Source organism: Burkholderia sp. EMB26 (assembly GCF_024730645.1).
GTDB lineage: Bacteria > Pseudomonadota > Gammaproteobacteria > Burkholderiales > Burkholderiaceae > Burkholderia > Burkholderia cenocepacia.
The window spans coordinates 2,262,183-2,285,123 of the sequence record NZ_CP078070.1 but is presented as its reverse complement, the minus strand read 5'-3'; the positions used below and the strand labels follow the sequence as shown (position 1 = coordinate 2,285,123).

Annotated in this window: 19 protein-coding genes; 16 read left to right on the top strand and 3 right to left on the bottom strand. The window is 66.7% G+C overall.

Annotated elements, in window-relative coordinates; translation table 11 throughout:
• Positions 1 to 55 precede the first annotated feature (55 nt).
• From KU887_RS10795 to def, 3 genes are all read left to right on the top strand, one after another.
• Positions 56 to 1,330 (top strand): cell division protein ZipA C-terminal FtsZ-binding domain-containing protein, encoded by a 1,275-nt coding sequence (locus KU887_RS10795; protein WP_006498677.1) that lies wholly within the window; start codon positions 56 to 58, stop codon positions 1,328 to 1,330.
• A 166-nt stretch (positions 1,331 to 1,496) separates the two neighbouring features.
• Positions 1,497 to 3,572: an NAD-dependent DNA ligase LigA gene (ligA, locus tag KU887_RS10790; protein WP_006498678.1), complete on the top strand. Its 2,076-nt coding sequence runs from the start codon at positions 1,497 to 1,499 to the stop codon at positions 3,570 to 3,572.
• Positions 3,569 to 4,102, top strand: a complete 534-nt coding sequence (gene def / locus KU887_RS10785) for a peptide deformylase (RefSeq protein WP_058901579.1) — start codon at positions 3,569 to 3,571, stop codon at positions 4,100 to 4,102. The genes ligA and def overlap by 4 nt, the downstream gene beginning before the upstream one ends.
• A 78-nt stretch (positions 4,103 to 4,180) precedes the next feature.
• On the opposite strand, the gene KU887_RS10780 is transcribed toward def, so the two are convergent.
• From KU887_RS10780 to map, 3 genes are read right to left on the bottom strand one after another with little or no spacing between them, the layout of a single operon-like run.
• On the bottom strand, positions 4,181 to 6,061 hold the full coding sequence (locus KU887_RS10780; protein WP_080466963.1) for a pseudouridine synthase: 1,881 nt from the start codon (positions 6,059 to 6,061) through the stop codon (positions 4,181 to 4,183).
• Between the two features lie 16 nt (positions 6,062 to 6,077).
• Complete coding sequence (locus tag KU887_RS10775) at positions 6,078 to 8,654, bottom strand: [protein-PII] uridylyltransferase (protein WP_006483828.1); 2,577 nt, start codon at positions 8,652 to 8,654, stop codon at positions 6,078 to 6,080.
• Positions 8,655 to 8,702: 48 nt separating this feature from the next.
• Complete coding sequence (gene map / locus KU887_RS10770) at positions 8,703 to 9,518, bottom strand: type I methionyl aminopeptidase (RefSeq protein WP_006483813.1); 816 nt, start codon at positions 9,516 to 9,518, stop codon at positions 8,703 to 8,705.
• Between the two features lie 377 nt (positions 9,519 to 9,895).
• Here map and rpsB point away from each other — a divergent pair, with 377 nt between their 5' ends.
• The 13 genes from rpsB (at position 9,896) to lpxA (ending at position 22,938) form a co-directional block, all read left to right on the top strand.
• Positions 9,896 to 10,636 (top strand): 30S ribosomal protein S2, encoded by a 741-nt coding sequence (gene rpsB, locus KU887_RS10765; RefSeq protein ID WP_006483818.1) that lies wholly within the window; start codon positions 9,896 to 9,898, stop codon positions 10,634 to 10,636.
• Between the two features lie 162 nt (positions 10,637 to 10,798).
• Entirely contained in the window at positions 10,799 to 11,680 is an 882-nt protein-coding gene (gene tsf / locus KU887_RS10760) for a translation elongation factor Ts (RefSeq protein ID WP_006483826.1), read from the top strand.
• A 156-nt stretch (positions 11,681 to 11,836) separates the two neighbouring features.
• The gene (pyrH, locus tag KU887_RS10755) at positions 11,837 to 12,550 is read left to right on the top strand and encodes a UMP kinase (RefSeq protein ID WP_006402648.1); all 714 of its coding nucleotides are present in this window, start codon (positions 11,837 to 11,839) and stop codon (positions 12,548 to 12,550) included.
• A gap of 104 nt (positions 12,551 to 12,654) precedes the next feature.
• Positions 12,655 to 13,215, top strand: a complete 561-nt coding sequence (gene frr, locus KU887_RS10750; RefSeq protein WP_006483822.1) for a ribosome recycling factor — start codon at positions 12,655 to 12,657, stop codon at positions 13,213 to 13,215.
• Between the two features lie 49 nt (positions 13,216 to 13,264).
• Positions 13,265 to 14,047, top strand: coding sequence for a polyprenyl diphosphate synthase (uppS, locus tag KU887_RS10745; RefSeq protein ID WP_006478494.1), 783 nt, complete (start codon positions 13,265 to 13,267; stop codon positions 14,045 to 14,047).
• The gene (locus KU887_RS10740) at positions 14,041 to 14,862 is read left to right on the top strand and encodes a phosphatidate cytidylyltransferase (protein WP_006483814.1); all 822 of its coding nucleotides are present in this window, start codon (positions 14,041 to 14,043) and stop codon (positions 14,860 to 14,862) included. The genes uppS and KU887_RS10740 overlap by 7 nt, the downstream gene beginning before the upstream one ends.
• Positions 14,863 to 14,877: 15 nt before the next feature.
• A complete protein-coding gene (locus tag KU887_RS10735; protein WP_006483824.1) occupies positions 14,878 to 16,074 on the top strand; it encodes a 1-deoxy-D-xylulose-5-phosphate reductoisomerase in 1,197 nt (398 codons plus the stop codon).
• An 11-nt stretch (positions 16,075 to 16,085) separates the two neighbouring features.
• Positions 16,086 to 17,456: an RIP metalloprotease RseP gene (rseP, locus tag KU887_RS10730; protein ID WP_258250055.1), complete on the top strand. Its 1,371-nt coding sequence runs from the start codon at positions 16,086 to 16,088 to the stop codon at positions 17,454 to 17,456.
• Positions 17,457 to 17,517: 61 nt separating this feature from the next.
• On the top strand, positions 17,518 to 19,827 hold the full coding sequence (bamA, locus tag KU887_RS10725; RefSeq protein WP_006493237.1) for an outer membrane protein assembly factor BamA: 2,310 nt from the start codon (positions 17,518 to 17,520) through the stop codon (positions 19,825 to 19,827).
• A 64-nt stretch (positions 19,828 to 19,891) separates the two neighbouring features.
• Positions 19,892 to 20,389, top strand: a complete 498-nt coding sequence (locus tag KU887_RS10720) for an OmpH family outer membrane protein (protein ID WP_006495557.1) — start codon at positions 19,892 to 19,894, stop codon at positions 20,387 to 20,389.
• A 16-nt stretch (positions 20,390 to 20,405) separates the two neighbouring features.
• Positions 20,406 to 21,485 carry a UDP-3-O-(3-hydroxymyristoyl)glucosamine N-acyltransferase gene (gene lpxD, locus KU887_RS10715; RefSeq protein WP_060211373.1) on the top strand — a complete coding sequence of 360 codons (1,080 nt, stop codon included), beginning with the start codon at positions 20,406 to 20,408 and terminating at the stop codon, positions 21,483 to 21,485.
• Positions 21,486 to 21,614: 129 nt separating this feature from the next.
• Positions 21,615 to 22,082: a 3-hydroxyacyl-ACP dehydratase FabZ gene (fabZ, locus tag KU887_RS10710; RefSeq protein ID WP_006495559.1), complete on the top strand. Its 468-nt coding sequence runs from the start codon at positions 21,615 to 21,617 to the stop codon at positions 22,080 to 22,082.
• Positions 22,083 to 22,149: 67 nt separating this feature from the next.
• A complete protein-coding gene (gene lpxA, locus KU887_RS10705; protein ID WP_006483825.1) occupies positions 22,150 to 22,938 on the top strand; it encodes an acyl-ACP--UDP-N-acetylglucosamine O-acyltransferase in 789 nt (262 codons plus the stop codon).
• Positions 22,939 to 22,941: the final 3 nt, after the last annotated feature.

Genomic DNA, 22,941 nt, shown 5'->3' with positions numbered 1-22,941 from the left:
GCGCATGGGCGCCCGTTCGCGGTCCTGACGAAAAAGAATTGCTGATGGAGCGTGCATGGACGAGTTGACACTCGGTTTGATCGGCGCGGGCGCCGTCGTGGTGGGCGGCGTCGTGGTCTACAACGCATGGCAGGGCGCGAAAGTGCGGCGCAGGATGCCGCGCCCGATGCCGGAAGAAGCGGCCGAGGCGATGAACCGCCCCGAGCGCGACGAAGAGTTGCCGTTCATCGAGCCGGTGCGTCAGCCGGTGCGCCGCGAGCCCGCGGCGCCGGTCGCGGCGGCGACGGCGGCGGCCGAAACCGCGCGCGTCGAGCCGACGTTCGGCGGGGCCGCGCCGGCCGATACGCCGGCCGACCTGCAGGCAGAGGCGACGGGCGTCGACACGTCGGCCGAATCGAGCGAACCGGCTGCCGGCGAAGAGGCCGTGCCCGCCGCCACGCATGACGCGGCGGCCGAACCGGCCGAGCCGACCGAACCGGTGATGCCGGCCGCGACGACGGTCTCGTCGGCGCCGCCCGCGATCGTCGATCGCCGGATCGACTGCATCGTGCCGATCCGCCTCACCGGCCCGCTGCCGGGCGACAAGATCCTGCCGGTCGCGCAGCGGCTGCGCCGCGCGGGCAGCAAGCCCGTGCACATCGAAGGCAAGCCGGAAGGCGGCCAGTGGGAGCTGCTGCAGAACGGCGTGCGCTACGAAGAGCTGCGCGCGGCCGCGCAGCTTGCGAACCGCAGCGGCGCACTGAACGAGCTCGAATTCTCCGAATTCGTGACGGGCGTCCAGCAGTTCGCCGACGCGATCGACGGCGCGCCGGAATTCCCGGACATGATGGAAACGGTCGCGATGGCGCGCGAGCTCGACGCGTTTGCCGCGCAGTGCGACGCGCAACTGTCGATCAACGTGATGTCGGACGGTGCGCCGTGGTCCGCGAACTACGTGCAGGCGGTCGCGTCGCAGGACGGGCTGCTGCTGTCGCGCGACGGCACGCGCTTCGTGAAGCTCGACGCCAAGCAGAACCCGGTGTTCATGCTGCAGTTCGGCGATACGAACTTCCTGCGCGACGACCTGACGTACAAGGGCGGCAACATGATCACGCTGGTGCTCGACGTGCCGGTGGCCGAAGAGGACATCCTGCCGTTCCGGCTGATGTGCGATTACGCGAAGTCGCTGTCCGAGCGGATCGGCGCACGCGTCGTCGACGACTCGCGCCGGCCGCTGCCGGAGTCGACGCTGCTCGCGATCGAGCAGCAACTGATGAAGCTGTACGCGAAGCTCGAGGAAGCGGGCATCCCGGCCGGTTCGCCGGTCACGCGCCGCCTCTTCAGCCAGTAACGCGCCGGGCGCGGACGGCGGTATTCGACACCGTCGTTCGTCGCTGCGGCGAGCACGTTTCATGTGCGCTGCAGCACGTCATCCGGCCCGCATTGCGTGCCCCGCTGCGGCGTCAAACTGAGATAATCGGGCATCCGATTTTTTTCAGAACGACTCTGCCGCCAGCATGGCCCGAACCCAAGCCGAACCGCCAGCCAGCCAGCCCGACGCGCGCGCCGCGTGGCTGCGCGACCAACTCGAGCGGGCGAACTACGCCTATTACGTGCTCGACCAGCCGGATCTGCCCGACGCCGAATACGACCGGCTGTTCCGTGAGCTGCAGCAGCTCGAAACCGACCATCCCGAACTCGTGACGCCCGATTCGCCGACGCAGCGCGTCGGCGGCGAAGCGGCCGGCGGCTTCACGCCGGTCGTCCACGATGCGCCGATGCTGTCGCTGAACAACGGCTTCGCCGACGAGGACATCGTCGCGTTCGACAAGCGCGTCGCTGATGCGCTCGCCAAGGCGACCGATCTCGCCGGCTCGGTGACCGACCCCGTGGAATACGCGTGCGAACTGAAGTTCGACGGCCTGGCGATTTCGCTGCGCTACGAGAACGGCGTGTTCGTGCAGGCCGCGACGCGCGGCGACGGGACGACGGGCGAGGACGTGACCGAGAACGTGCGCACGATCCGCTCGATTCCGCTGAAACTGAAGGGCAAGCACGTGCCGGCCGTGCTCGACGTGCGCGGCGAGGTGCTGATGTTCAAGCGCGATTTCGCACGCCTGAACGAACGCCAGCGCGCGGCCGAGCAGCGCGAATTCGCGAACCCGCGCAACGCGGCGGCCGGCAGCCTGCGCCAGCTCGACTCGAAGATCACCGCGCAGCGGCCGCTGTCGTTCTTCGCGTACGGGATCGGCGTGCTCGACGGGATGCCGATGCCCGACACGCACAGCGCGCTGCTCGACTGGTACGAGGCGTTCGGCCTGCCGGTGAACCGCGAGCGCGCGGTCGTGCACGGCGCCGAAGGTTTGCTCGACTTCTTCCGCAAGGTCGGCGAGAAGCGCGAGTCGCTGCCATACGACATCGACGGCGTCGTCTACAAGGTCAACCGGCGCGACGAGCAGGAGCGGCTCGGCTTCGTGTCGCGTGCGCCGCGCTTCGCGCTCGCGCACAAGTTCCCCGCGCAGGAAGCGCTGACGAAGCTCGTCGCGATCGACGTGCAGGTCGGCCGCACCGGCGCGATCACGCCGGTCGCGCGCCTCGAGCCGGTGTTCGTCGGCGGGGCGACCGTGACCAACGCGACGCTGCACAACGAGGACGAAGTGCGCCGCAAGGACATCCGGATCGGCGACACCGTGATCGTGCGCCGCGCGGGCGACGTGATTCCGGAAGTGGTCGGCGCGCTGCTCGACCGGCGCCCGGCAGACGCGGCCGAATTCGTGATGCCGACCGAATGCCCGGTGTGCGGCTCGAAGATCGAGCGCCTGCCGGACGAGGCGATCGCGCGCTGCACCGGCGGGCTGTTCTGCCCGGCGCAGCGCAAGCAGGCGCTGTGGCATTTCGCGCAACGCCGCGCGCTCGACATCGACGGTCTCGGCGAGAAGATCATCGATCAGCTCGTCGAACTGAATCTGGTGCGCACGCCGGCCGACCTGTTCAATCTCGGGTTCGCGACGCTGGCCGAACTCGACCGGTTCGCGGAGAAGTCCGCGCAGAATCTGCTCGATTCGCTCGAGAAGGCGAAGCACACGACGCTCGCGCGCTTCATCTACGGGCTCGGCATCCGCCATGTCGGCGAATCGACCGCGAAGGATCTCGCGAAGCATTTCGGCTCTCTGACGCCGATCATGGACGCGTCGATCGAGGAACTGCTCGAAGTGAACGACGTCGGACCGATCGTCGCCGAGTCGATTCACCAGTTCTTCGCGGAAGAGCACAACCGGACGGTGATCGAGCAGTTGCGCGCGCCGGGCAAGGTCACGTGGCCGGAAGGGCCGCCCGCGCCGAAAGCGCCGCAGGGCGTGCTAGCCGGCAAGACGGTCGTGCTGACCGGCACGCTGCCGAATCTGACGCGCGATGCGGCGAAGGAAATGCTCGAAGCGGCGGGCGCCAAGGTGGCCGGCTCGGTATCGAAGAAGACGGATTACGTGGTCGCGGGCGCCGAAGCCGGCAGCAAGCTCGCGAAGGCCGAGGAACTCGGCATCCCCGTGCTGGACGAAGACGGTCTGCACCAACTCCTGGAGGGTAATACGCCATGATTCGCGAGATCCTGAAGATGGGCGATCCGCGCCTGCTCGAAGTCGCCAAACCGGTCGAGCGGTTCGATACACCCGAGCTGCACGAGATCGTCGCGGACATGTTCGAGACGATGCACCACGCGAACGGCGCCGGGCTGGCCGCGCCGCAGATCGGCATCGGGCTGCAGATCATCATCTTCGGCTTCGGCAACAACAACCGCTACCCGGATGCGCCGCCGGTGCCCGAAACCGTGCTGATCAACCCGAAGATCGAGTACATGCCGCCGGACATGGAAGAGGGCTGGGAAGGCTGCCTGTCGGTGCCGGGGATGCGCGGCGTCGTCAGCCGCTACGCGAAGGTGCGCTACAGCGGCTTCGACCAGTTCGGCCAGAAGATCGATCGTGTCGCCGAGGGGTTCCACGCGCGCGTGGTCCAGCACGAATACGATCACCTGATCGGCAAGCTGTATCCGATGCGGATCACCGATTTCACGCGCTTCGGCTTCACCGAGGTGCTGTTCCCGGGGCTCGATCCGGCCGACGACGACTGATCGGCCCGTTTTCGGCAGACAAGAAAAAAGCCCGCTCGAGCGGGCTTTTTCATTGGATGGCGTACCGGATGCCTGCGGTCAGAACGTCTCGTCGGCCGACAGGTAGCGCCATTGGCCCTGCGGCAGCGCGCCGAGCATCACGCGGCCCATCCGCACGCGCTTGAGGCCGATCACGTCGAGGCCGACCAGTTCGCACATGCGGCGGATCTGGCGCTTCTTGCCTTCGCGCAGCACGAAGCGCAGCTGCTCGCCGTTCTGCCAGCTCACCATCGCGGGCTTCAGCGCGACGCCGTCGAGTTCGAGGCCGTGGCGCAGCTTCGCGAGCGATTCCGCCGGAAAGTGCTGGTCGATGTCGATCAGTCGTTCGCCGAAGCGCACGCGCACCAGGTATTCCTTGTCGATGTCCGACTGCTCGCCGATCAGTTGCTTCGCGATCACGCCGTTCTGCGTCAGCACCAGCAGGCCGGTGGAGTCGATGTCGAGACGGCCGGCCGGCGCAAGCGCATGCAGGTGTTGCGGCGAGAAGCGCACCGGCGAATGATCGCCGCTCCAGCGGTTCGCGCGCGTGATCAGCACGGCCGCCGGCTCGTAGCCGTCTTCCGCCTGGCCCGACACGTAGCCCACCGGCTTGTGCAGCAGGATCGTCACTTGCGCGGCCTGCGCGGCGCTCGCACGCTCGTCGATCTCGATCTTCTGGTCGGCGCGCACCTTGGTGCCGAGCGTGTCGATGCGTTCGCCGTCGACGAGCACCCAGCCCTTTTCGATCCATTCGTCGGCTTCGCGGCGCGAGCACATGCCGAGCTCGGACATCCGCTTCGACAGGCGCATCAGGCCCGTTTCGTCGCCGTAGTCGACGTCGGCCGTCGCGCGCTTGACGGGTTGCGCGGTCTTCACCGCGCCGAACGAACGGCGGTCGCCGTCGCGCGCCGGGCGGGCGGGGCGGTCGCCGAAGCTGCGCTTCGCGCCTTCGCTGGCGGCCTTGTCGCGGTAGGACGGACGCTTGCTGTCGTCGGCGCCTGCTGCGCGGCGCGGACGTGCGTCGTCATCACGGCGCGGCGGGCGATCGGACGACGTGCGGCGGTCGCCGAAGCCGCGCTTCGCGCCTTCGCCGGCGGCCTTGTCGCGGTACGACGGGCGCTTGCTGTCGTCACCACCCGCTGCACGGCGCGGACGCGTATCGTCGTCGCTGCGGCGCGGCGGGCGATCGGACGACGTACGGCGGTCGCCATAGCTGCGCTTCGCGCCTTCGCCGGTGGCTTTGTCGCGGTACGACGGGCGCTTGCTGTCGTCACCGCCTGCTGCGCGGCGCGGACGTGCGTCGTCATCACGGCGCGGCGGGCGATCCGACGACGTACGGCGGTCGCCATAGCTGCGCTTCGCGCCTTCGCTGGCGGCCTTATCGCGGTAGGACGGACGCTTGCTGTCGTCGGCGCCCGCTGCGCGGCGCGGACGTGCGTCGTCATCACGGCGCGGCGGTCGATCGGAAGACGTGCGACGCTCGCCGAAGCCGCGCTTCGCGCCTTCACCGGATGCGTTGTCGCGATAGGACGGGCGCTTGCCTTCGTCGCCACCCGCGCGACGCGGACGCGCATCGTCATCGCGGCGCGGCGGGCGATCCGACGACGTGCGACGGTCGCCGAAACTGCGCTTCGCGCCTTCACCGGCTGCATTGTCGCGGTACGGCGCGCGCGTGCCGCGCTCGGCACCGCCGTCACGCGGCGCGCGCTTGGCCGGTGCGCGATCCGCGCCCGGGCGTTCGGCGCCGGCGGCGCCGCGCGGCTTGAACGAGCGCTCGCCGGTGGCGGCGGCCGCGGGCGCCTTCTTCGGGCGGGCCGGCTTGTCGCCTGCGGGCGGCGCGGCGGGACGCACCGCCTTGCGGGCGACGAGGCTGCCGGAGCGGACAGGGGCGCGAGTCGGCGACGCCGGCTTCGGATTCTTGACGGTTAATTTGGTGCGCATAAACGCTGGGATTCATTCAGACTGCGATCGCACGCAGCAATTCGGTTTCGAGCTGGATCTGCAGGCGGTTATCGGACAGGCCGGCACCCGCGAGCAGGAAGATGTCTTCGACGCGCTCGCCGAGCGTATTGATCCGCGCCGCATGGACGCCGATCCGATGTTCGGCGAGGACGCGCGCGATCGAATAGAGAAGGCCCGGCCGGTCGTTGGCCGACACGGACAGGATGTAGTACTGACCGCGCTCGTCGGCCCGCAGGTCGACGCGCGGCGTGATCGGAAACGTCCGGGACAGCCTCGACAGGCGGCCCTTCGACGGTTCCGGCAGCGGGGCGGTTTCGGCGAGCCGCGCCGCGAGCTGCTGCTCGACGAGGTTTGCGATGTCGCGGTAGCGCACGTCGCGCTCGGTCTGCGTGACGATGAAGTTGTCGAGCGCATACCCGTGCCGCGTCGTGCTGACGCGCGCATCGAGCACCGACAGCCCGTTGCGGTCGAAATACGCGCAGATGCCCGCGAACAGGTCGGGGCGGTCCTTCACGTACACGAGCACCTGCAGCGCGTCGCCGATCGGCGACGGCCGCGCGCGGACGATCGCGGTTTCGGCGTTCACGTGCCGGTACAGCACACGCGTCTGCCATGCGATGTCGGCCGCGTCGTGACGCAGGAAGAAGCCGACGTCGAGCTGATCCCACAACGCGCGGTGCGCATCGTCCGGCACGGTTTCCAGGCGCAGCAGCGCGAGCGCCTGCTCCTGTCTCGACTTCAGCTCCGAATGCGCGTCGGGGTTCGCGCCGCCGAGCACCGCGAGCGTGATGCGGTACAGATCCTCGAGCAGCTTGCCCTTCCACGTGTTCCACACCTTCGGGCTCGTGCCGCGGATATCGGCGACGGTCAGCAGGTAGAGCGCGGTGAGATAGCGCTCGTTGCCGACGACCTCGGCGAAGCGCTTGATGACTTCGGGGTCGCTCGTGTCCTGTTTCTGCGCGACCTGGCTCATCGTCAGGTGATGCTGGACGAGCCACACGATCAGCGCCGCATCGTCGCCGGCGATGCCGTGCTCGCGGCAGAAGCGCCGCGCGTCGGCCATCCCGAGCGTCGAGTGGTCGCCGCCGCGGCCCTTCGCGATGTCGTGGAACAGTGCCGCGACATACAGCACCCAAGGGCGCTCGAAGTTGCCGATCAGTTGGCTGCAGAACGGGTATTCGTGCGCATGCTCGGCTACCGCGAAGCGGCGGATGTTGCGCAGCACCATCAGGATGTGCTGGTCGACCGTGTACACGTGGTACAGGTCGTGCTGCATCTGCCCGACGATGCGGCGGAAATTCAGCAGGTAGCGGCCGAGCACGCTCGTCTGGTTCATCAGCCGGAACGCGTGCGTGATGCCTTCGGGCTGCTGCAGGATCCGCATGAACGTGTCGCGGTTGCGCGGATCGCGGCGCCACGCGTTGTTCATGATCTCGCGCGAGTTGTACAGCGCGCGCAGCGTGCGGGCGGACAGGCCTTTCACGCCACGCGTCGTTTCGTACAGCAGGAAGGCTTCGAGGATCGCGTCGGGATGGCGCTCGAACACGCCGTCGTCGACGATCTCGAGCATCCCCTGTTTCTCGACGAAGCGATCGGCCGACAGCACGCGCGTGATGCCGCTCGTCGCGGGGAACAGCTGCGCCTCGATGTTCTGGATCAGGATCGTCGCGAGCTGCGTGACCGCTTTCGCGGCCCAGTAGTAGCGACGCATCAGCTGCTCGCTCGCCCGCTTGGCCTGCGTCGGCTGGTAGCCGAAGCTTTCGGCGGCCTGCGTCTGCAGGTCGAACACGAGCATGTCCTGGCGACGCCCGGCGATCACGTGCAGCCGCGCACGCAGCGTCTTCAGGAACCCTTCGTTGCGGCGCAGCTCGCGCGCTTCGCGGTCGGTGATCAGGCCGCGCGTGTCGAGTTCGCGCCAGCTGCTGCCGAAGCCGGCCGCGCGTGCGATCCACAGGATCGTCTGCAGGTCGCGCAGCCCGCCCGGGCTTTCCTTCACGTTCGGTTCGAGGCTGTACGGCGTGTCCTGGAACTTCGCGTGGCGCTGGCGCATCTCCAGCACCTTCGCGGTGAAGAACGCGCGGGCGTCGAGCGCTTCGTGGTAGCGCACGGTGAAGCGCTCGAACAGCGCGGTGCTGCCGACGATGCGGCGCGCTTCCAGCAGCGAGGTCTGCACCGTGACGTCCTGCGACGCCTCCTCGATGCACTGCGCGACCGTGCGCACGCTGCTGCCGATCTCGAGGCCGAGATCCCACGCCATGCCGATGAAGCGCTCGATGCGCGCGTCGAGCGCCGCGTCGTGCGCATCCGGCAGCAGCACGAGGATGTCGACGTCGGAATAGGGCGCGAGCTCGCCGCGCCCGTACCCGCCGACGGCGACGAGCGCGAGCGTCGCGGGCAGTCCGCAGTCGTCCCACACGCGTTTCAATGCATCGTCGGTGAGTTTCGACAGCGCGTGCATCAGCGACGCGACGTTCGCCGCGCGGCGAAAGCGCTCGAGCATCTCCGTCTTGGCGGCCTTGAATTCGGCGCGCCGCGACAGCGCTTCGGGCGAGGGGGCAGCGTGAGCGCTCATGGGCGGCCGTTCAGGTGCGAAAGTGGGGCGGGCGGGGCGCGACGGCGCTCAGACGGCGGCGGCCGGCTGTGCGAACACCGGGCGCGCCGGCGTGCCGGCAGACACGGTCAGCACTTCGTAGCCGGTTTCGGTGACGAGCACCGTGTGCTCCCACTGCGCGGACAGGCTGCGGTCGCGGGTCTTGACCGTCCACTGGTCGGGCATCGTGCGGATGTCGCGCTTGCCGGCGTTGATCATCGGCTCGATCGTGAAGATCATCCCGGCCTTCAGTTCGATGCCGGTGCCCGGACGGCCGTAGTGGACGACCTGCGGATCCTCGTGGAACACCGTGCCGATGCCGTGGCCGCAATATTCGCGCACGACGCTGTAGCCCTGCGCCTCCGCGTGCTTCTGGATCGCATGGCCGATGTCGCCGAGATGCGCGCCGGGCTTGACCTGGTCGATGCCGAGCCACATGCATTCGTAGGTGGTCTGCACGAGGCGCTTCGCGAGGATCGAGCCCTCGCCGACGATGAACATCCGGCTGGTGTCGCCGAAATAGCCGTTCTTGATCACGGTGATGTCGATGTTCAGCGCGTCGCCGTTCTTGAGCACCTTCTCGCCGGGAATGCCGTGGCAGATCACGTCGTTGACCGAAATGCAGGTGGCCTTCGGGTACGGCGGATAGCCGGGCGGCTGGTAGTTCAGCGGCGCGGGGATCGTGCCTTGCTCGTTGAGCATGAACTCGTGGCAGAGGCGGTCGAGTTCGGCGGTCGTGACGCCCGCGACGACGTGCGGCGTGATGAAGTCGAGCACTTCGCTCGCGAGACGGCAGGCGACGCGCATCTCCGCGATATCGTGTTCGTTTTTGAGCGTAATAGCCATCGAGGTATGCCTGGAATGCGGTGAATTGACGGATTATCGCACCTTATGGCGGGCCTCGCAGCCCCTGCGGGCCGCGCGGATGCGGGTTTTCGCGGATTGCCCGGCCCGCTGCCGCGCGGCAAGCGAAAGTGCCGAGCGACTTGAGAGCGGACAAATCCGCGTGCTATACTCTTTGGCTAAGTCGATATCCAAATGCCGAATTTGCCCCAAGTTGGGGCGGCATCGCGGTGAAAGGCTTACGGCACGGGCGTTTTGCGCGTGCCGAATCGCAAGCCGGCGCAACCAGGGTGCCGTCCGTGCGGAATTCACGCCTTCGTGGCGGGTTCGCGCGGCGGTACGGCAGCCGGCTTAAGACCCAACCCTCGTGGAGAATTTACATGGCAGTTACGATGCGCCAAATGCTGGAAGCGGGTGTCCACTTCGGTCACCAGACGCGCTTCTGGAACCCGAAGATGGCTCCGTTCATTTTCGGTCACCGCAACAAGATTCACATCATCAACCTCGAAAAGACGCTGCCGATGTTCACGGACGCACAGAAGTACGTGCGCCAGCTGGCAGCGAACCGCGGCACGATCCTGTTCGTCGGCACGAAGCGCCAGTCGCGTGACACGATCGCCCAGGAAGCGCAACGTGCGGGCATGCCGTACGTCAACGCACGCTGGCTCGGCGGCATGATGACCAACTTCAAGACGCTGAAGGTGTCGATCAAGCGCCTGAAGGACATGGAAGCGGCAGTCGAGGCGGGCGAGCTCGAGAAGATGAGCAAGAAGGAAGCGCTGCTGTTCGAACGCGAAATTGCCAAGCTGCAGAAGTCGATCGGCGGCGTGAAGGACATGGGCGGCATTCCGGACGCGATCTTCGTTGTCGACGTCGGCTACCACAAGATCGCCGTCACGGAAGCGAACAAGCTGGGCGTGCCGGTCATCGCCGTGGTCGATACGAACCACTCGCCGGAAGGTGTGGATTACGTGATCCCGGGTAACGACGACTCGAGCAAGGCAGTCGCGCTGTACGCCGAAGGCGTGGCCGACGCGATCCTCGAAGGCCGTGCGAACGCGGTCAACGAAGTGGTCCAGGCCGCACGCGGCGACGACGAGTACGTCGAGGAAAACGCGTAACTGGCCCCGAGCCGGCGCAAAAAGGGGGCTCTCAACAGGCCCCCTTTTTTTAAGCTTGTGCGCCGGACCTGATCGCGCCGAATCGGCGCGGGTCCGGAAACGAATCTCGGCCGTTCGCGTCCAAGCGGGCGGCGTTGTGAATACAGACTCAAGGAGCGAATGATGGCGGCAATTACCGCAAGCATGGTGGCAGAACTGCGCGCGAAGACCGACGCACCGATGATGGAGTGCAAGAAGGCGCTGACGGAAGCCGACGGCGATCTGGCCAAGGCTGAAGAACTGCTGCGCGTCAAGCTCGGCAACAAGGCGAGCAAGGCCGCATCGCGCGTGACGGCTGAAGGCGTCGTCGCCTCGTTCGTCGGCGGCAACGCGGGCGCGCTGGTCGAGCTGAACTGCGAAACCGACTTCGTCGCGAAGAACGACGACTTCCTCGCATTCTCGAAGACGGTCGCGGAACTCGTCGCGACGCAGAACCCGGCCGACGTGGCCGCGCTGTCGGCGCTGCCGCTCGACGGCTCGACCGTCGACGCAGTCCGCCTCGCGCTGATCGGCAAGATCGGCGAGAACGTGTCGATCCGCCGTTTCGTCCGTTTCGAAACCGCCAACAAGATCGCGACGTACCTGCACGGCGCGCGTATCGGCGTGATCGTCGAGTACACGGGCGCGGACGAGCAGGTCGGCAAGGACGTCGCGATGCACATCGCGGCGATGAAGCCGGTCGCGCTGTCGTCGGCCGACGTGCCGGCGGAACTGATCGAGACGGAACGCCGCGTGGCCGAGCAGAAGGCCGCGGAATCGGGCAAGCCGGCCGAAATCGTCGCGAAGATGGTCGACGGTAGCGTCCAGAAGTACCTGAAGGAAGTGTCGCTGCTGAACCAGACGTTCGTGAAGAACGACAAGCAGACGATCGAGCAGATGCTGAAGGCAGCGAATGCGGCGGTGCAGAAGTTCGCGCTGTTCGTCGTCGGCGAAGGCATCGAGAAGCGCCAGGACGACTTCGCCGCCGAAGTGGCCGCGCAAGTCGCAGCAGCAAAGCAGCAGTAAGCAGTCAGGCAGTATCCGCGGCGGGCGTCCGCTCCGCCGCGGCCGGCGGCGTCGCCGGCCGGCCGGGAACCCCGGTCCGGTCGGCGGCGCTTGCCCGAATCAGTATTTCGCCCCTACAGTTCGTGGTTGTCATCCTCTCGTCGCTCGGAAGCCCCTATGTCCAATGCCTATAAACGCGTCCTCCTCAAACTCTCCGGCGAAGCGCTGATGGGCGACGATGCCTTCGGCATCAATCGCGCGACGATCGAACGGATGGTGGCCGATATCGCCGAAGTCGTGCGTCTCGGCACGCAGCTCGCGGTCGTGATCGGTGGCGGTAATATTTTCCGCGGTGTCGCGGGCGGCGCGGCCGGCATGGACCGCGCGACGGCCGACTACATGGGGATGCTGGCGACGATGATGAACGCATTGGCGCTGCAGGACGCGATGCGCCACGCGGGCATCGAGGCGCGCGTGCAGTCCGCGCTGCGCATGGACCAGGTCGTCGAGCCGTACATCCGGCCCCGCGCGATCCGTCAGCTCGAGGAAGGCCGCGTCGTGATCTTCGCGGCCGGCACCGGCAACCCGTTCTTCACGACGGATACCGCCGCCGCGCTGCGCGGCTCGGAAGTGGGCGCCGAAGTCGTGCTGAAGGCGACCAAGGTCGATGGCGTATATTCTGCCGATCCGAAGAAGGATCCGTCGGCCACGCGCTACACGACGATCAGCTTCGACGAGGCGATCAGCCGCAACCTGCAGGTGATGGACGCGACGGCGTTTGCGCTGTGCCGCGACCAGAAGCTGCCGATTCGCGTGTTTTCGATCAACAAGCCGGGCGCGCTCAAGCGCATCGTGCTGGGCGAGGACGAAGGTACGCTCGTCCACGTGTAAACTCCCGCGGATGCGGGCGACCGGCGCGGGTTGCCGGCCGCGGCGCGCGACATGCGCCGGGCGGGGCCCGCGTTCTTTGAAGGTTTGAAGGTTCGGAGGTTGAAATGAGTGTCGCTGATGTGAAGAAGGGCGTCGAGCAAAAGATGCAGCGCTCGATCGAAGCGTTCAAGAACGATCTGGCCAAGATCCGTACGGGCCGTGCGCACACCGGTCTGCTCGATCACGTGCAGGTCGACTACTACGGCTCGATGGTGCCGATCTCGCAGGTCGCGAACCTGACGCTCGTCGACGCGCGCACGATCGGCGTGCAGCCGTGGGAAAAGAACATGGTCGCGAAGGTCGAGAAGGCCATCCGCGAAGCCGATCTGGGCCTGAACCCGGCAACGGCCGGCGACCTGATCCGCGTGCCGATGCCCGCGCTGACGGAAGAGCGCCGCCGCGAGCTGACCAAGGTCGTGAAGAGCGAAGGCGAAACGGCCAAGGTCGCGATCCGCAACCTGCGCCGCGACGCGAACGAAGCGCTGAAGAAGCTCGTGAAGGACAAGGAAATCTCGGAAGACGACGAGCGCCGTGCGAGCGACGACGTGCAGAAGCTGACCGACAAGCACGTTGCCGAAGTCGACAAGCTCGTGCAGACCAAGGAAGCCGAGATCATGACGGTCTGACGACCGTCCTCGCGCGCCGCCTTCTTCCCGCATTACTGTCTCAACGGCCATGACCTATACCAGCTCTACCGTTCGCGTGCCTGACGTCGGCGTCGTGCCGCGTCACATCGCGATCATCATGGACGGCAACGGCCGTTGGGCGACCGAACGCCGCTTGCCGCGCGTCGCGGGGCACACCCGCGGCGTCGATGCCGTGCGGGCGGTGGTCGAAGGCTGCGCGCGCGCCGGCGTCGAGTACCTGACGCTGTTCGCGTTCAGTTCGGAAAACTGGCGCCGGCCGAACGACGAAGTGTCGTTCCTGATGCGGCTGTTCATCACCGCGCTCGAGCGCGAAGTGGGCAAGCTGCATGCGAACGGGATCCGCCTGCGTGTCGTCGGCGATCTCGACCGTTTCGAGCCGCGCATCCGCGAACTGATTCGCCGCGCCGAAACCAAGACGGCGCGCAATACCCGTTTGACGCTCACCATCGCGGCCAACTACGGCGGCCGGTGGGACATCCTGCAGGCGACGAAGAAGCTCGTCGAGCAGGCCGTGCGCGAAGGTCGCGAGGTCGAAGTGACCGAGGATGCATTCGCGCCGCACCTGGCGATGGCCTATGCGCCGGAGCCCGATCTCTTCATCCGCACCGGTGGCGAGCAGCGCGTCAGCAACTTCCTGCTGTGGCAGCTCGCGTACGCCGAATTCTATTTCACCGACAAGTACTGGCCGGATTTCGACGGCGCGGCACTGGCCGACGCGATGGCGTCGTATACCGAGCGCGAGCGCCGTTTCGGGCGCACGAGTGCGCAGCTCGAACCGCAATCGCAGAACGCCGACTCCCTTTCATGCTGAAAACCCGTGTGATCACGGCGATCGTGATGCTGGCAGTGCTGCTGCCGGTGACGCTGTTCGCGCCGCTCGCCGGGTTCGGTGCGCTGATCGGCGTCGTGCTCGTGTTCGCCGCGTGGGAGTGGGCGCGCCTGCTCAAGCTCGGCGGCGCCGGCCCGGTCGTCTATGCGCTCGTCGCGGCGCTCGCGCTCGCGGCCACCGCGCCGCTCGGCGTCGATGCGGCATCGTCCCGTCCCCTTTTCATGGCGGCCGGCGTGTTCTGGCTGCTGGTCGGCCCGTTCGCGCTGCGGCGCAAGCCCGAACTCGCGGGCGGCGTGTGGCGGCCGTTCCTGCTGGCCGCCGGCCTCGTCGTGTTCGCCGCCTGCTGGCATGCGCTCGTGGCAGCCCGCGCGCAGGGCGTGCCGTTCGTGCTGTCGCTGCTTCTGGTCGTCTGGCTGGCCGATATCGGCGCATACTTCGCGGGCAAGGCCTTCGGAAAGCGTAAACTGGCCATCACGATCAGCCCCGGCAAGAGCTGGGAGGGTGCGATCGGCGGCTGGTTCGCGGTGATGGTCGTCGCCGGTGTCGCGATGGCCGTGCATGCGTTCGAACCGACCCTGTTTTCTGCATTCGCCATGCGCTACGGGATGCCCGGCGCGTGGGCCGCGCTGACGCTGCTGGTCGCGTACAGCGTGATCGGCGACCTGTTCGAGTCGCTGCTGAAGCGGCAGGCGGGCGTGAAGGATTCGAGCGGACTGCTGCCGGGCCACGGCGGCGTGCTCGATCGTGTCGACGCGCTGCTGCCGGTGCTGCCGCTCGCGATGCTGCTGCTTGGTTAAACCATTATTCCTGTTATGCAAAAACGTCTGACATTGCTCGGTTCCACGGGCTCGATCGGAGACAGCACGCTCGACGTGGTCGCGCGCCATCCCGAGCGCTTCTCGGTCTATGCGCTGACCGCGCACCGCAACGGCGACAAGCTCGTCGAGCAGTGTCTGCGCTTCGCGCCTGAAGTGGCGGTGGTCGGCGATGCCGCGACGGCCGCGCACGTCGACGCCAAACTGCGCGCGGCCGGCAGCAAGACGGTCGTGCTGCACGGGCCGCAGGCGCTCGTCGACGTGTCGAAGAGCGACGGCTGCGACACGGTGGTCGCGGCGATCGTCGGCGCGGCCGGCCTCGCGCCGAGCCTGGCGGCCGCACGCGCCGGCAAGCGGATCCTGCTCGCGAACAAGGAAGCGCTCGTGATGTCGGGCGCGATCTTCATGGACGCCGTACGCGACCATGGCGCGATCCTGCTGCCGGTCGACAGCGAACACAACGCAATCTTCCAGTGCATGCCGCGCGACGCAGCTGAGCACGGCGGGATCTCGAAGATCATCCTGACCGCGTCGGGCGGCCCGTTCCGTACGCGCGAACCGGCCACGCTGGTCGACGTCACGCCGGACGAAGCGTGCAAGCACCCGAACTGGGTGATGGGCCGCAAGATCTCGGTCGATTCCGCGACGATGATGAACAAGGGCCTCGAGGTGATCGAGGCGCACTGGATCTTCGGGTTGCCGGGCGACCGGATCGACGTGCTGATCCACCCGCAGAGCGTGATCCATTCGCTCGTGTCGTACCGCGACGGCTCGGTGCTCGCGCAGCTCGGCAACCCCGACATGCGCACGCCGATCGCGCACGCGCTTGCGTTTCCCGAGCGCGTCGACGCGGGCGTCGACCAGCTCGACCTCGCGCAGATCGCCCAGCTGTCGTTCGAGAAGCCCGATTACGCGCGCTTCCCGTGCCTCGCGCTCGCGCTGAAGGCGCTCGAGGAAGGCGGTATCGCGAGCGCCGCATTGAACGCGGCGAACGAAGTCGCGGTCGAAGCATTTCTCGAGCGCCGGATCGGCTTCATGGCGATCGCGGCGACGGTCGACGCCGTGCTCAACACGCTGCCGAACCGCGCGCCCGACGGGCTCGACGACGTCCTCGCGGCGGATGCCGAGGCTCGCCGCCTCGCCGCCGCGATCATTGCGAAAGCGCCTGCGCCACGCGTGGAGCGTACTGTCTGAATGGGGTGCTCATGAACGTGCTGGTCGAACTGGTCGCGTTTGCGGTGGCGATCGGGGTACTGGTCGTCGTGCATGAGTACGGACATTATCGCGTCGCGCGCTGGTGCGGCGTGAAGGTGCTGCGTTTCTCGATCGGCTTCGGCCAGCCCGTCGCGCGCTGGGTCAGCCGCCGGACGGGCACCGAGTGGACCCTGTCCGCGCTGCCGCTCGGCGGCTACGTGAAAATGCTCGACGAGCGCGATCCGGGCCCCGGCATTCCGCCCGAGGTGCTCGGCCAGGCATTCAACCGCCAGTCGGTCTACAAGCGCATCGCGATCGTCGCGGCCGGGCCGATTGCGAACTTCCTGCTGGCAATCGCGCTGTTCTCCCTCGTATTCGCCACCGGCGTGACCGAACCGACCGCGATCGTCGCGCCGCCGGCCGTCGGCACCGCGGCGGCCCGCGCGGGCTTCGACGGCAGCGAGACGATCGTGTCGATCCGCAATGCGCAGGGCGGCGAGTCCGAACCGGTGCGATCGTGGTCGGACCTGCGCTGGAAGCTGCTGTCGGCCGCGTTCGACCATCGCGAGGTCGTGCTCGGCGCGCGCGACGGCAATGCGACGTTCGATTTCCGCGTCGATCTCCGCAACGTACCCGACAGCCAGCTCGACGACGACTTCATGGCCCATCTGGGCTTCGAGGCCGGCGGCGGCACGTTGTCGGTCGCGTCGGTGCAGCCGGGCAGCGCGGCGGAACAGGCCGGCCTGAAGGTCGGCGACAAGCTGGTCGCGCTCGACGGCAAGCCGATCGGCGGCGCGTCGCGCTTCATCGACACGGTGAAGCACCATGCGGGCAAGCCGCTCGACCTGCAGATCGAACGCAACGGCGCCGCGCAGACGGTCGCGATCGTGCCGCAGATGCAGCGCGACGACGAATCGGGGCAGCAGGTCGGCCGCATCGGCGCGGCGCTGTCGATGCACGCGCCGTCGGTGGACGTGCGCTACGGGCCGATCGAGAGCCTGCGGCTCGGCGCGCGCCGCACGTGGGACATTTCCGTGTATTCGCTGAAGATGTTCGGGCGGATGATCACGGGCAACGCGTCGCTGAAGAACCTGTCCGGCCCGGTGACGATCGCCGACTACGCAGGCAAGAGCGCGCGGCTCGGTCCGTCGGCGTTCCTGTCGTTCCTCGCCCTTGTCAGCATTAGCCTTGGCGTCCTGAACTTGTTGCCGATTCCCGTTTTGGACGGGGGGCATCTGTTATATTATGCGGTTGAAGCCGCGACCGGGAAAGCCGTCTCGGAGCGCTGGCAGCTGATTCTGCAAAGAGCCGGGTTGATCTGCATCGTCGCATTGTCGGCGATCGCGCTGTTCAACGATCTGGCTCGGTTAATCCATTTCTGAAGCGTCAGGCGGCGGCCGCTGGCCAGCCGCCCGATTTGATGCAGCTAAATATTGGGGATGCATGTTGTTCAAACCTCATCGCTTTGTACCTAAGACAGTTGCAGCGGCCGCGCTCGCCGCGCACGGCCTCGCGGCGCATGCAGCGGCACCGTTCGTGGTGCAAGACATCAAGATCGAGGGGCTGCAGCGCGTCGAAGCGGGTTCGGTGTTCGCCTATCTGCCGATCAAGCAGGGCGATACCTTCACGGACGACAAGGCATCCGAAGCAATCCGCGCGTTGTACGCGACGGGCTTTTTCAACGACGTGCGCATCGCCACGCAGGGCAACGTCGTGATCGTGCAGGTGCAGGAGCGTCCGGCCATCGCGTCGATCGACTTCACCGGCACGAAGGAATTCGACAAGGACAACCTGACGAAGGCGCTGCGCGCGGTCGGCCTCGCCGATGGCCGCTACTACGACAAGGCGCTCGTCGACAAGGCGGAGCAGGAGCTCAAGCGCCAGTACCTGACGCGCGGCTTCTATGCGGCCGAGGTCAAGACGACGATCACGCCGGTCGACGCGAACCGCGTGTCGATCCTGTTCGCGGTGGCCGAAGGCCCGAGCGCGAAGATCCGCCAGATCAACTTCATCGGCAACAAGGCGTTCAGCACCAGCACGCTGCGCGACGAGATGCAGCTGTCGACGCCGAACTGGTTCTCCTGGTACACGAAGAACGACCTGTACTCGAAGGAAAAGCTCACGGGCGACCTCGAAGCGGTGCGCTCGTACTACCTGAACCGCGGTTACCTCGAGTTCAACATCGAGTCGACCCAGGTGTCGATCTCGCCGGACAAGAAGGACATGTATCTGACGGTCACGCTGCACGAAGGCGAGCCGTACACGGTGTCGGGCATCAAGCTGTCGGGCAATCTGCTCGATCGCGAGGCCGAACTCAACAAGCTGATCAAGATCAAGCCGGGCGACCGTTTCTCGGCCGAAAAGCTGCAGCAGACCACCAAGTCGATCGTCGACAAGCTCGGTGAATACGGCTACGCATTCGCGACCGTCAACGCGCAGCCGGACATCGACCAGGCGAACCACAAGGTCAACCTGAACCTCGTCGTCGATCCGAGCCGCCGCGTGTACGTGCGCCGCATCAACGTGGTCGGCAACACGCGCACGCGCGACGAAGTGGTGCGCCGCGAAATGCGCCAGCTCGAAAGCTCGTGGTTCGACTCGAACCGCCTCGCGCTGTCGAAGGACCGCGTGAACCGCCTCGGCTACTTCACCAACGTCGACGTGACGACGGTGCCGGTCGACGGCACGAACGACCAGGTCGACGTGAACGTGAAGGTCGACGAAAAGCCGACCGGCGCGATCACGCTGGGTGCCGGTTTCTCGTCGACGGACAAGGTCGTGCTGTCGGCCGGCGTGTCGCAGGACAACGTGTTCGGTTCGGGCACGAGCCTGTCGGTGAACGTCAACACCGCGAAGAGCTACCGCACGCTGACCGTCACGCAGGTCGACCCGTACTTCACGGTCGACGGCATCAAGCGGATCACGGACGTCTACTACCGCACGTACCAGCCGCTTTACTACTCGACGAGCTCGAGCTTCCGGATCATCAGCGCGGGCGGCAACCTGAAGTTCGGCATTCCGTTCTCGGAAGTCGACACCGTGTACTTCGGTGCGGGCTTCGAGCAGAACCGCCTCGACGTCGATTCGAACACGCCGCAGAGCTACCAGGACTACGTGAACGAGTTCGGCCGCGTGTCGAACACGGTGCCGCTGACGGTGGCATGGTCGCGCGACGCGCGTGACAGCGCGCTGATTCCGAGCCGCGGCTACTTCACGCAGGCGAACATCGAATACGGCGTGCCGGTCGGCAAGATCCAGTACTACAAGGCCGACCTGCAGGCGCAGTACTACTATTCGTTCTCGCGCGGCTTCATCCTGGGCCTGAACCTGCAAGGCGGCTACGGTAACGGTATCGGCAACCCGTACCCGATCTTCAAGAACTACTACGCGGGTGGTATCGGCTCCGTGCGGGGTTACGAGCCGAGCTCGCTGGGCCCGCGCGACACGAAGACGAACGACCCGATCGGCGGTTCGAAGATGCTGGTCGGCAACATCGAGCTGACGTTCCCGCTGCCGGGCACCGGTTACGACCGCACGCTGCGCGTGTTCACGTTCCTCGACGGCGGTAACGTGTGGGGCAACGCGCCGGGCGGCACGAGTACGGGCGCCAACGGCCTGCGCTACGGCTACGGTGTGGGTCTCGCGTGGATCTCGCCGATCGGCCCGCTGAAGCTGAGCCTCGGCTTCCCGCTGCAGAAGCACGAAGGCGACCAGTACCAGAAATTCCAGTTCCAGATCGGGACGGCGTTCTGAACGAACGCATGACAACAGCAACGAGAGGGTAATTTTGCTAACCGGTAAGTTTTCGAAACGAGTGATGTGCGCGCTGACCGTTGCGCTGGCCCTGGGCGCGGCAACGGTGCACGCACAGGACGTCGCCCGCATCGCGGCGGTCAATTCGGATCGGATCCTGCGCGAGTCGGCACCCGCGAAGGCGGCGCAGACGAAGCTCGAAGCCGAGTTCGCGAAGCGTGACAAGGATCTGCAGGACCTGGCGGCACGCCTGAAGTCGATGTCCGATTCGCTGGACAAGAACGGCACGTCGCTGTCGGCGGCCGATCGCGCGCAGAAGCAGCGTGATCTGGCGCAGCTCGATACCGACTTCCAGCGCAAGCAGCGCGAATTTCGCGAAGACCTGAACCAGCGTCGCAACGAAGAATTGGCGGCCGTGCTGGACAAGGCGAACAAGGTCATCAAGCAGATCGCCGAGCAGCAGAATTACGACCTGATCGTGCAGGAAGCCGTGTACGTCAGCCCGCGCATCGACATCACCGACAAGGTGCTCAAGGCGCTCGCGTCCGGCTCGACGAACTGAACGGAGCAGACGACGAATGGCATTGACGCTTGAGGAACTCGTAAAACGGTTCGGCGGCGAGATCGCCGGCGACGCACAGTGCAAGGTGGGCGGGCTCGCACCGCTCGACCAGGCGGGCCCTCAACAGCTCGCGTTCCTCGCGAACCCGAAGTACCTGTCGCAGGTCGAATCGACCCGTGCCGGTGCGGTCCTGATCGCACCGAAGGATCTGGAAAAGCTGGGTGCGGCCGCCGCCGGTCGCAATTTCATCGTGACGCCGAATCCGTACGCGTACTTCGCGCGCGTCGCGCAGATGTTCATCGATCTGGCCACGCCGCCGCGCGCGGCCGGCGTGCATCCGAGCGCGACGATCGATCCGGCCGCGATGGTCGCCGCGACCGCGGTGATCGGCCCGCACGTGACGATCGAGGCCGGCGCGGTGATCGAAGACGGCGTGCAGCTCGACGCGAACGTATTCGTCGGCCGCGGCACGACGATCGGCGCCGGCTCTCATTTCTATCCGAATGCATCGGTGTACCACGGCTGCAAGATCGGCCCGCGCGCGATCGTCCATGCGGGCGCCGTGATCGGCTCCGACGGCTTCGGCTTCGCACCGGATTTCGTCGGCGACGGCGACGCGCGCACCGGCAGCTGGGTCAAGATCCCGCAGGTCGGTGGCGTGACGATCGGCCCGGACGTCGAAATCGGCGCGAACACGACGATCGATCGCGGCGCGATGGCGGATACCGTCATCGAGGAATGCGTGAAGATCGACAACCAGGTCCAGATCGGCCACAACTGCCGGATCGGCGCGTACACCGTGATCGCCGGCAGCGCCGGCATCGCGGGCAGCACGACGATCGGCCGCCACTGCATGATCGGTGGCGCGGCCGGGATCGCCGGCCACGTGACGCTCGGCGACTACGTGATCATCACCGCGAAGTCGGGCGTATCGAAGTCGCTGCCGAAAGCCGGCATCTACACCAGCGCGTTCCCGGCCGTCGACCACGGCGAATGGAACAAGAGCGCCGCGCTCGTGCGCAACCTCGACAAGCTGCGCGAGCGCATCAAGGCGCTCGAAGCCGCGCTCGCCGCCCAGGGCGGCACCCACGCCTGAGCGCATCATGCGAGACCACGAACCGGGCACGGCCAGCGCAACCGGCCCGGTTTGCCAGACTGGGCCGCGCGGCGGCCCGCTTCAGCCTTTGCATCACCACCGCGCAGCCTCTGCGTGAGACGAACCATCATGAGCACTGAAAAAATCAACCTCGACATCCACAAGATCCTCACGCTGCTGCCGCATCGCTACCCGATTCTGCTCGTCGATCGCGTGCTCGAACTCGAACCGCACAAAGGGATCAAAGCGCTGAAGAACGTGTCGATCAACGAGCCGTTCTTCCAGGGGCATTTCCCGAAGCGGCCGGTGATGCCGGGCGTGCTGATCCTCGAGGCGCTCGCGCAGGCCGCGGCGCTGCTGACGTTCGCGGAAGAGCAGCCGAAGGATCCGGAGAACACGCTGTATTACTTCGTCGGGATCGACGGCGCGCGCTTCAAGCGCGTGGTCGAACCGGGCGACCAGCTGATTCTGAACGTGACGTTCGAGCGCTACATCCGCGGCATCTGGAAGTTCAAGGCGGTGGCGGAAGTGGACGGCAAGGTGGCGGCGGAAGCCGAACTGATGTGCACGGTCAAGACGGCCGACGCGGCGCCCTGAGCGACGCGGCACGCATGGATAACGTAACGCGAGCAACGCGACACATCATATCGAGAGGCAACGGCGCATGACCAGGATTCATCCTACCGCGATCGTCGAGCCGGGCGCGCAGATCGACGAATCGGTCGAGATCGGCCCGTACGCGATCGTCGGCCCGCACGTCACGATCGGCGCGCGCACGACGATCGGCTCGCACAGCGTGATCGAAGGCCATACGACGCTCGGCGAGGACAACCGCATCGGCCACTACGCGTCGGTCGGCGGCCGTCCGCAGGACATGAAGTACAAGGACGAGCCGACGAAGCTCGTGATCGGCAACCGCAACACGATCCGCGAATTCACGACGATCCACACGGGCACCGTGCAGGACGTCGGCGTGACGACGCTCGGCGACGACAACTGGATCATGGCCTACGTGCACATCGGCCATGACTGCCGCGTCGGCAACAACGTGATCCTGTCGAGCAACGCGCAGATGGCCGGTCACGTCGAGATCGGCGACTTCGCGATCATCGGCGGGATGTCGGGCGTGCACCAGTTCGTGCGCATTGGCGCGCACTCGATGCTGGGCGGCGCGTCGGCGCTCGTGCAGGACATCCCGCCGTTCGTGATCGCGGCGGGCAACAAGGCCGAGCCGCACGGGATCAACGTCGAAGGGCTGCGCCGGCGCGGCTTCTCGGCCGATGCGATCTCGGCGCTGCGCAGCGCGTACCGCGTGCTGTACAAGAACGGCCTGTCGCTCGAGGAGGCGAAGGTGCAACTGCGCGAGCTCGCGGGAGCGGGTGGCGACGGCGATGCACCGGTGAAGGCGCTCGTCGAGTTCATCGACGCGTCGCAACGCGGCATCATCCGCTAAGCG

What these genes read in the sequence shown, in the direction of transcription:
- KU887_RS10795 (WP_006498677.1), top strand. Translation starts at nt 56, where the DNA reads ATGGACGAGTTGACACTCGGTTTGATCGGCGCGGGCGCCGTCGTGGTG.
- ligA (WP_006498678.1), top strand. Translation starts at nt 1,497, where the DNA reads ATGGCCCGAACCCAAGCCGAACCGCCAGCCAGCCAGCCCGACGCGCGC.
- def (WP_058901579.1), top strand. Translation starts at nt 3,569, where the DNA reads ATGATTCGCGAGATCCTGAAGATGGGCGATCCGCGCCTGCTCGAAGTC.
- KU887_RS10780 (WP_080466963.1), bottom strand. Translation starts at nt 6,061, where the DNA reads ATGCGCACCAAATTAACCGTCAAGAATCCGAAGCCGGCGTCGCCGACT.
- KU887_RS10775 (WP_006483828.1), bottom strand. Translation starts at nt 8,654, where the DNA reads ATGAGCGCTCACGCTGCCCCCTCGCCCGAAGCGCTGTCGCGGCGCGCC.
- map (WP_006483813.1), bottom strand. Translation starts at nt 9,518, where the DNA reads ATGGCTATTACGCTCAAAAACGAACACGATATCGCGGAGATGCGCGTC.
- rpsB (WP_006483818.1), top strand. Translation starts at nt 9,896, where the DNA reads ATGGCAGTTACGATGCGCCAAATGCTGGAAGCGGGTGTCCACTTCGGT.
- tsf (WP_006483826.1), top strand. Translation starts at nt 10,799, where the DNA reads ATGGCGGCAATTACCGCAAGCATGGTGGCAGAACTGCGCGCGAAGACC.
- pyrH (WP_006402648.1), top strand. Translation starts at nt 11,837, where the DNA reads ATGTCCAATGCCTATAAACGCGTCCTCCTCAAACTCTCCGGCGAAGCG.
- frr (WP_006483822.1), top strand. Translation starts at nt 12,655, where the DNA reads ATGAGTGTCGCTGATGTGAAGAAGGGCGTCGAGCAAAAGATGCAGCGC.
- uppS (WP_006478494.1), top strand. Translation starts at nt 13,265, where the DNA reads ATGACCTATACCAGCTCTACCGTTCGCGTGCCTGACGTCGGCGTCGTG.
- KU887_RS10740 (WP_006483814.1), top strand. Translation starts at nt 14,041, where the DNA reads ATGCTGAAAACCCGTGTGATCACGGCGATCGTGATGCTGGCAGTGCTG.
- KU887_RS10735 (WP_006483824.1), top strand. Translation starts at nt 14,878, where the DNA reads ATGCAAAAACGTCTGACATTGCTCGGTTCCACGGGCTCGATCGGAGAC.
- rseP (WP_258250055.1), top strand. Translation starts at nt 16,086, where the DNA reads ATGAACGTGCTGGTCGAACTGGTCGCGTTTGCGGTGGCGATCGGGGTA.
- bamA (WP_006493237.1), top strand. Translation starts at nt 17,518, where the DNA reads ATGTTGTTCAAACCTCATCGCTTTGTACCTAAGACAGTTGCAGCGGCC.
- KU887_RS10720 (WP_006495557.1), top strand. Translation starts at nt 19,892, where the DNA reads ATGTGCGCGCTGACCGTTGCGCTGGCCCTGGGCGCGGCAACGGTGCAC.
- lpxD (WP_060211373.1), top strand. Translation starts at nt 20,406, where the DNA reads ATGGCATTGACGCTTGAGGAACTCGTAAAACGGTTCGGCGGCGAGATC.
- fabZ (WP_006495559.1), top strand. Translation starts at nt 21,615, where the DNA reads ATGAGCACTGAAAAAATCAACCTCGACATCCACAAGATCCTCACGCTG.
- lpxA (WP_006483825.1), top strand. Translation starts at nt 22,150, where the DNA reads ATGACCAGGATTCATCCTACCGCGATCGTCGAGCCGGGCGCGCAGATC.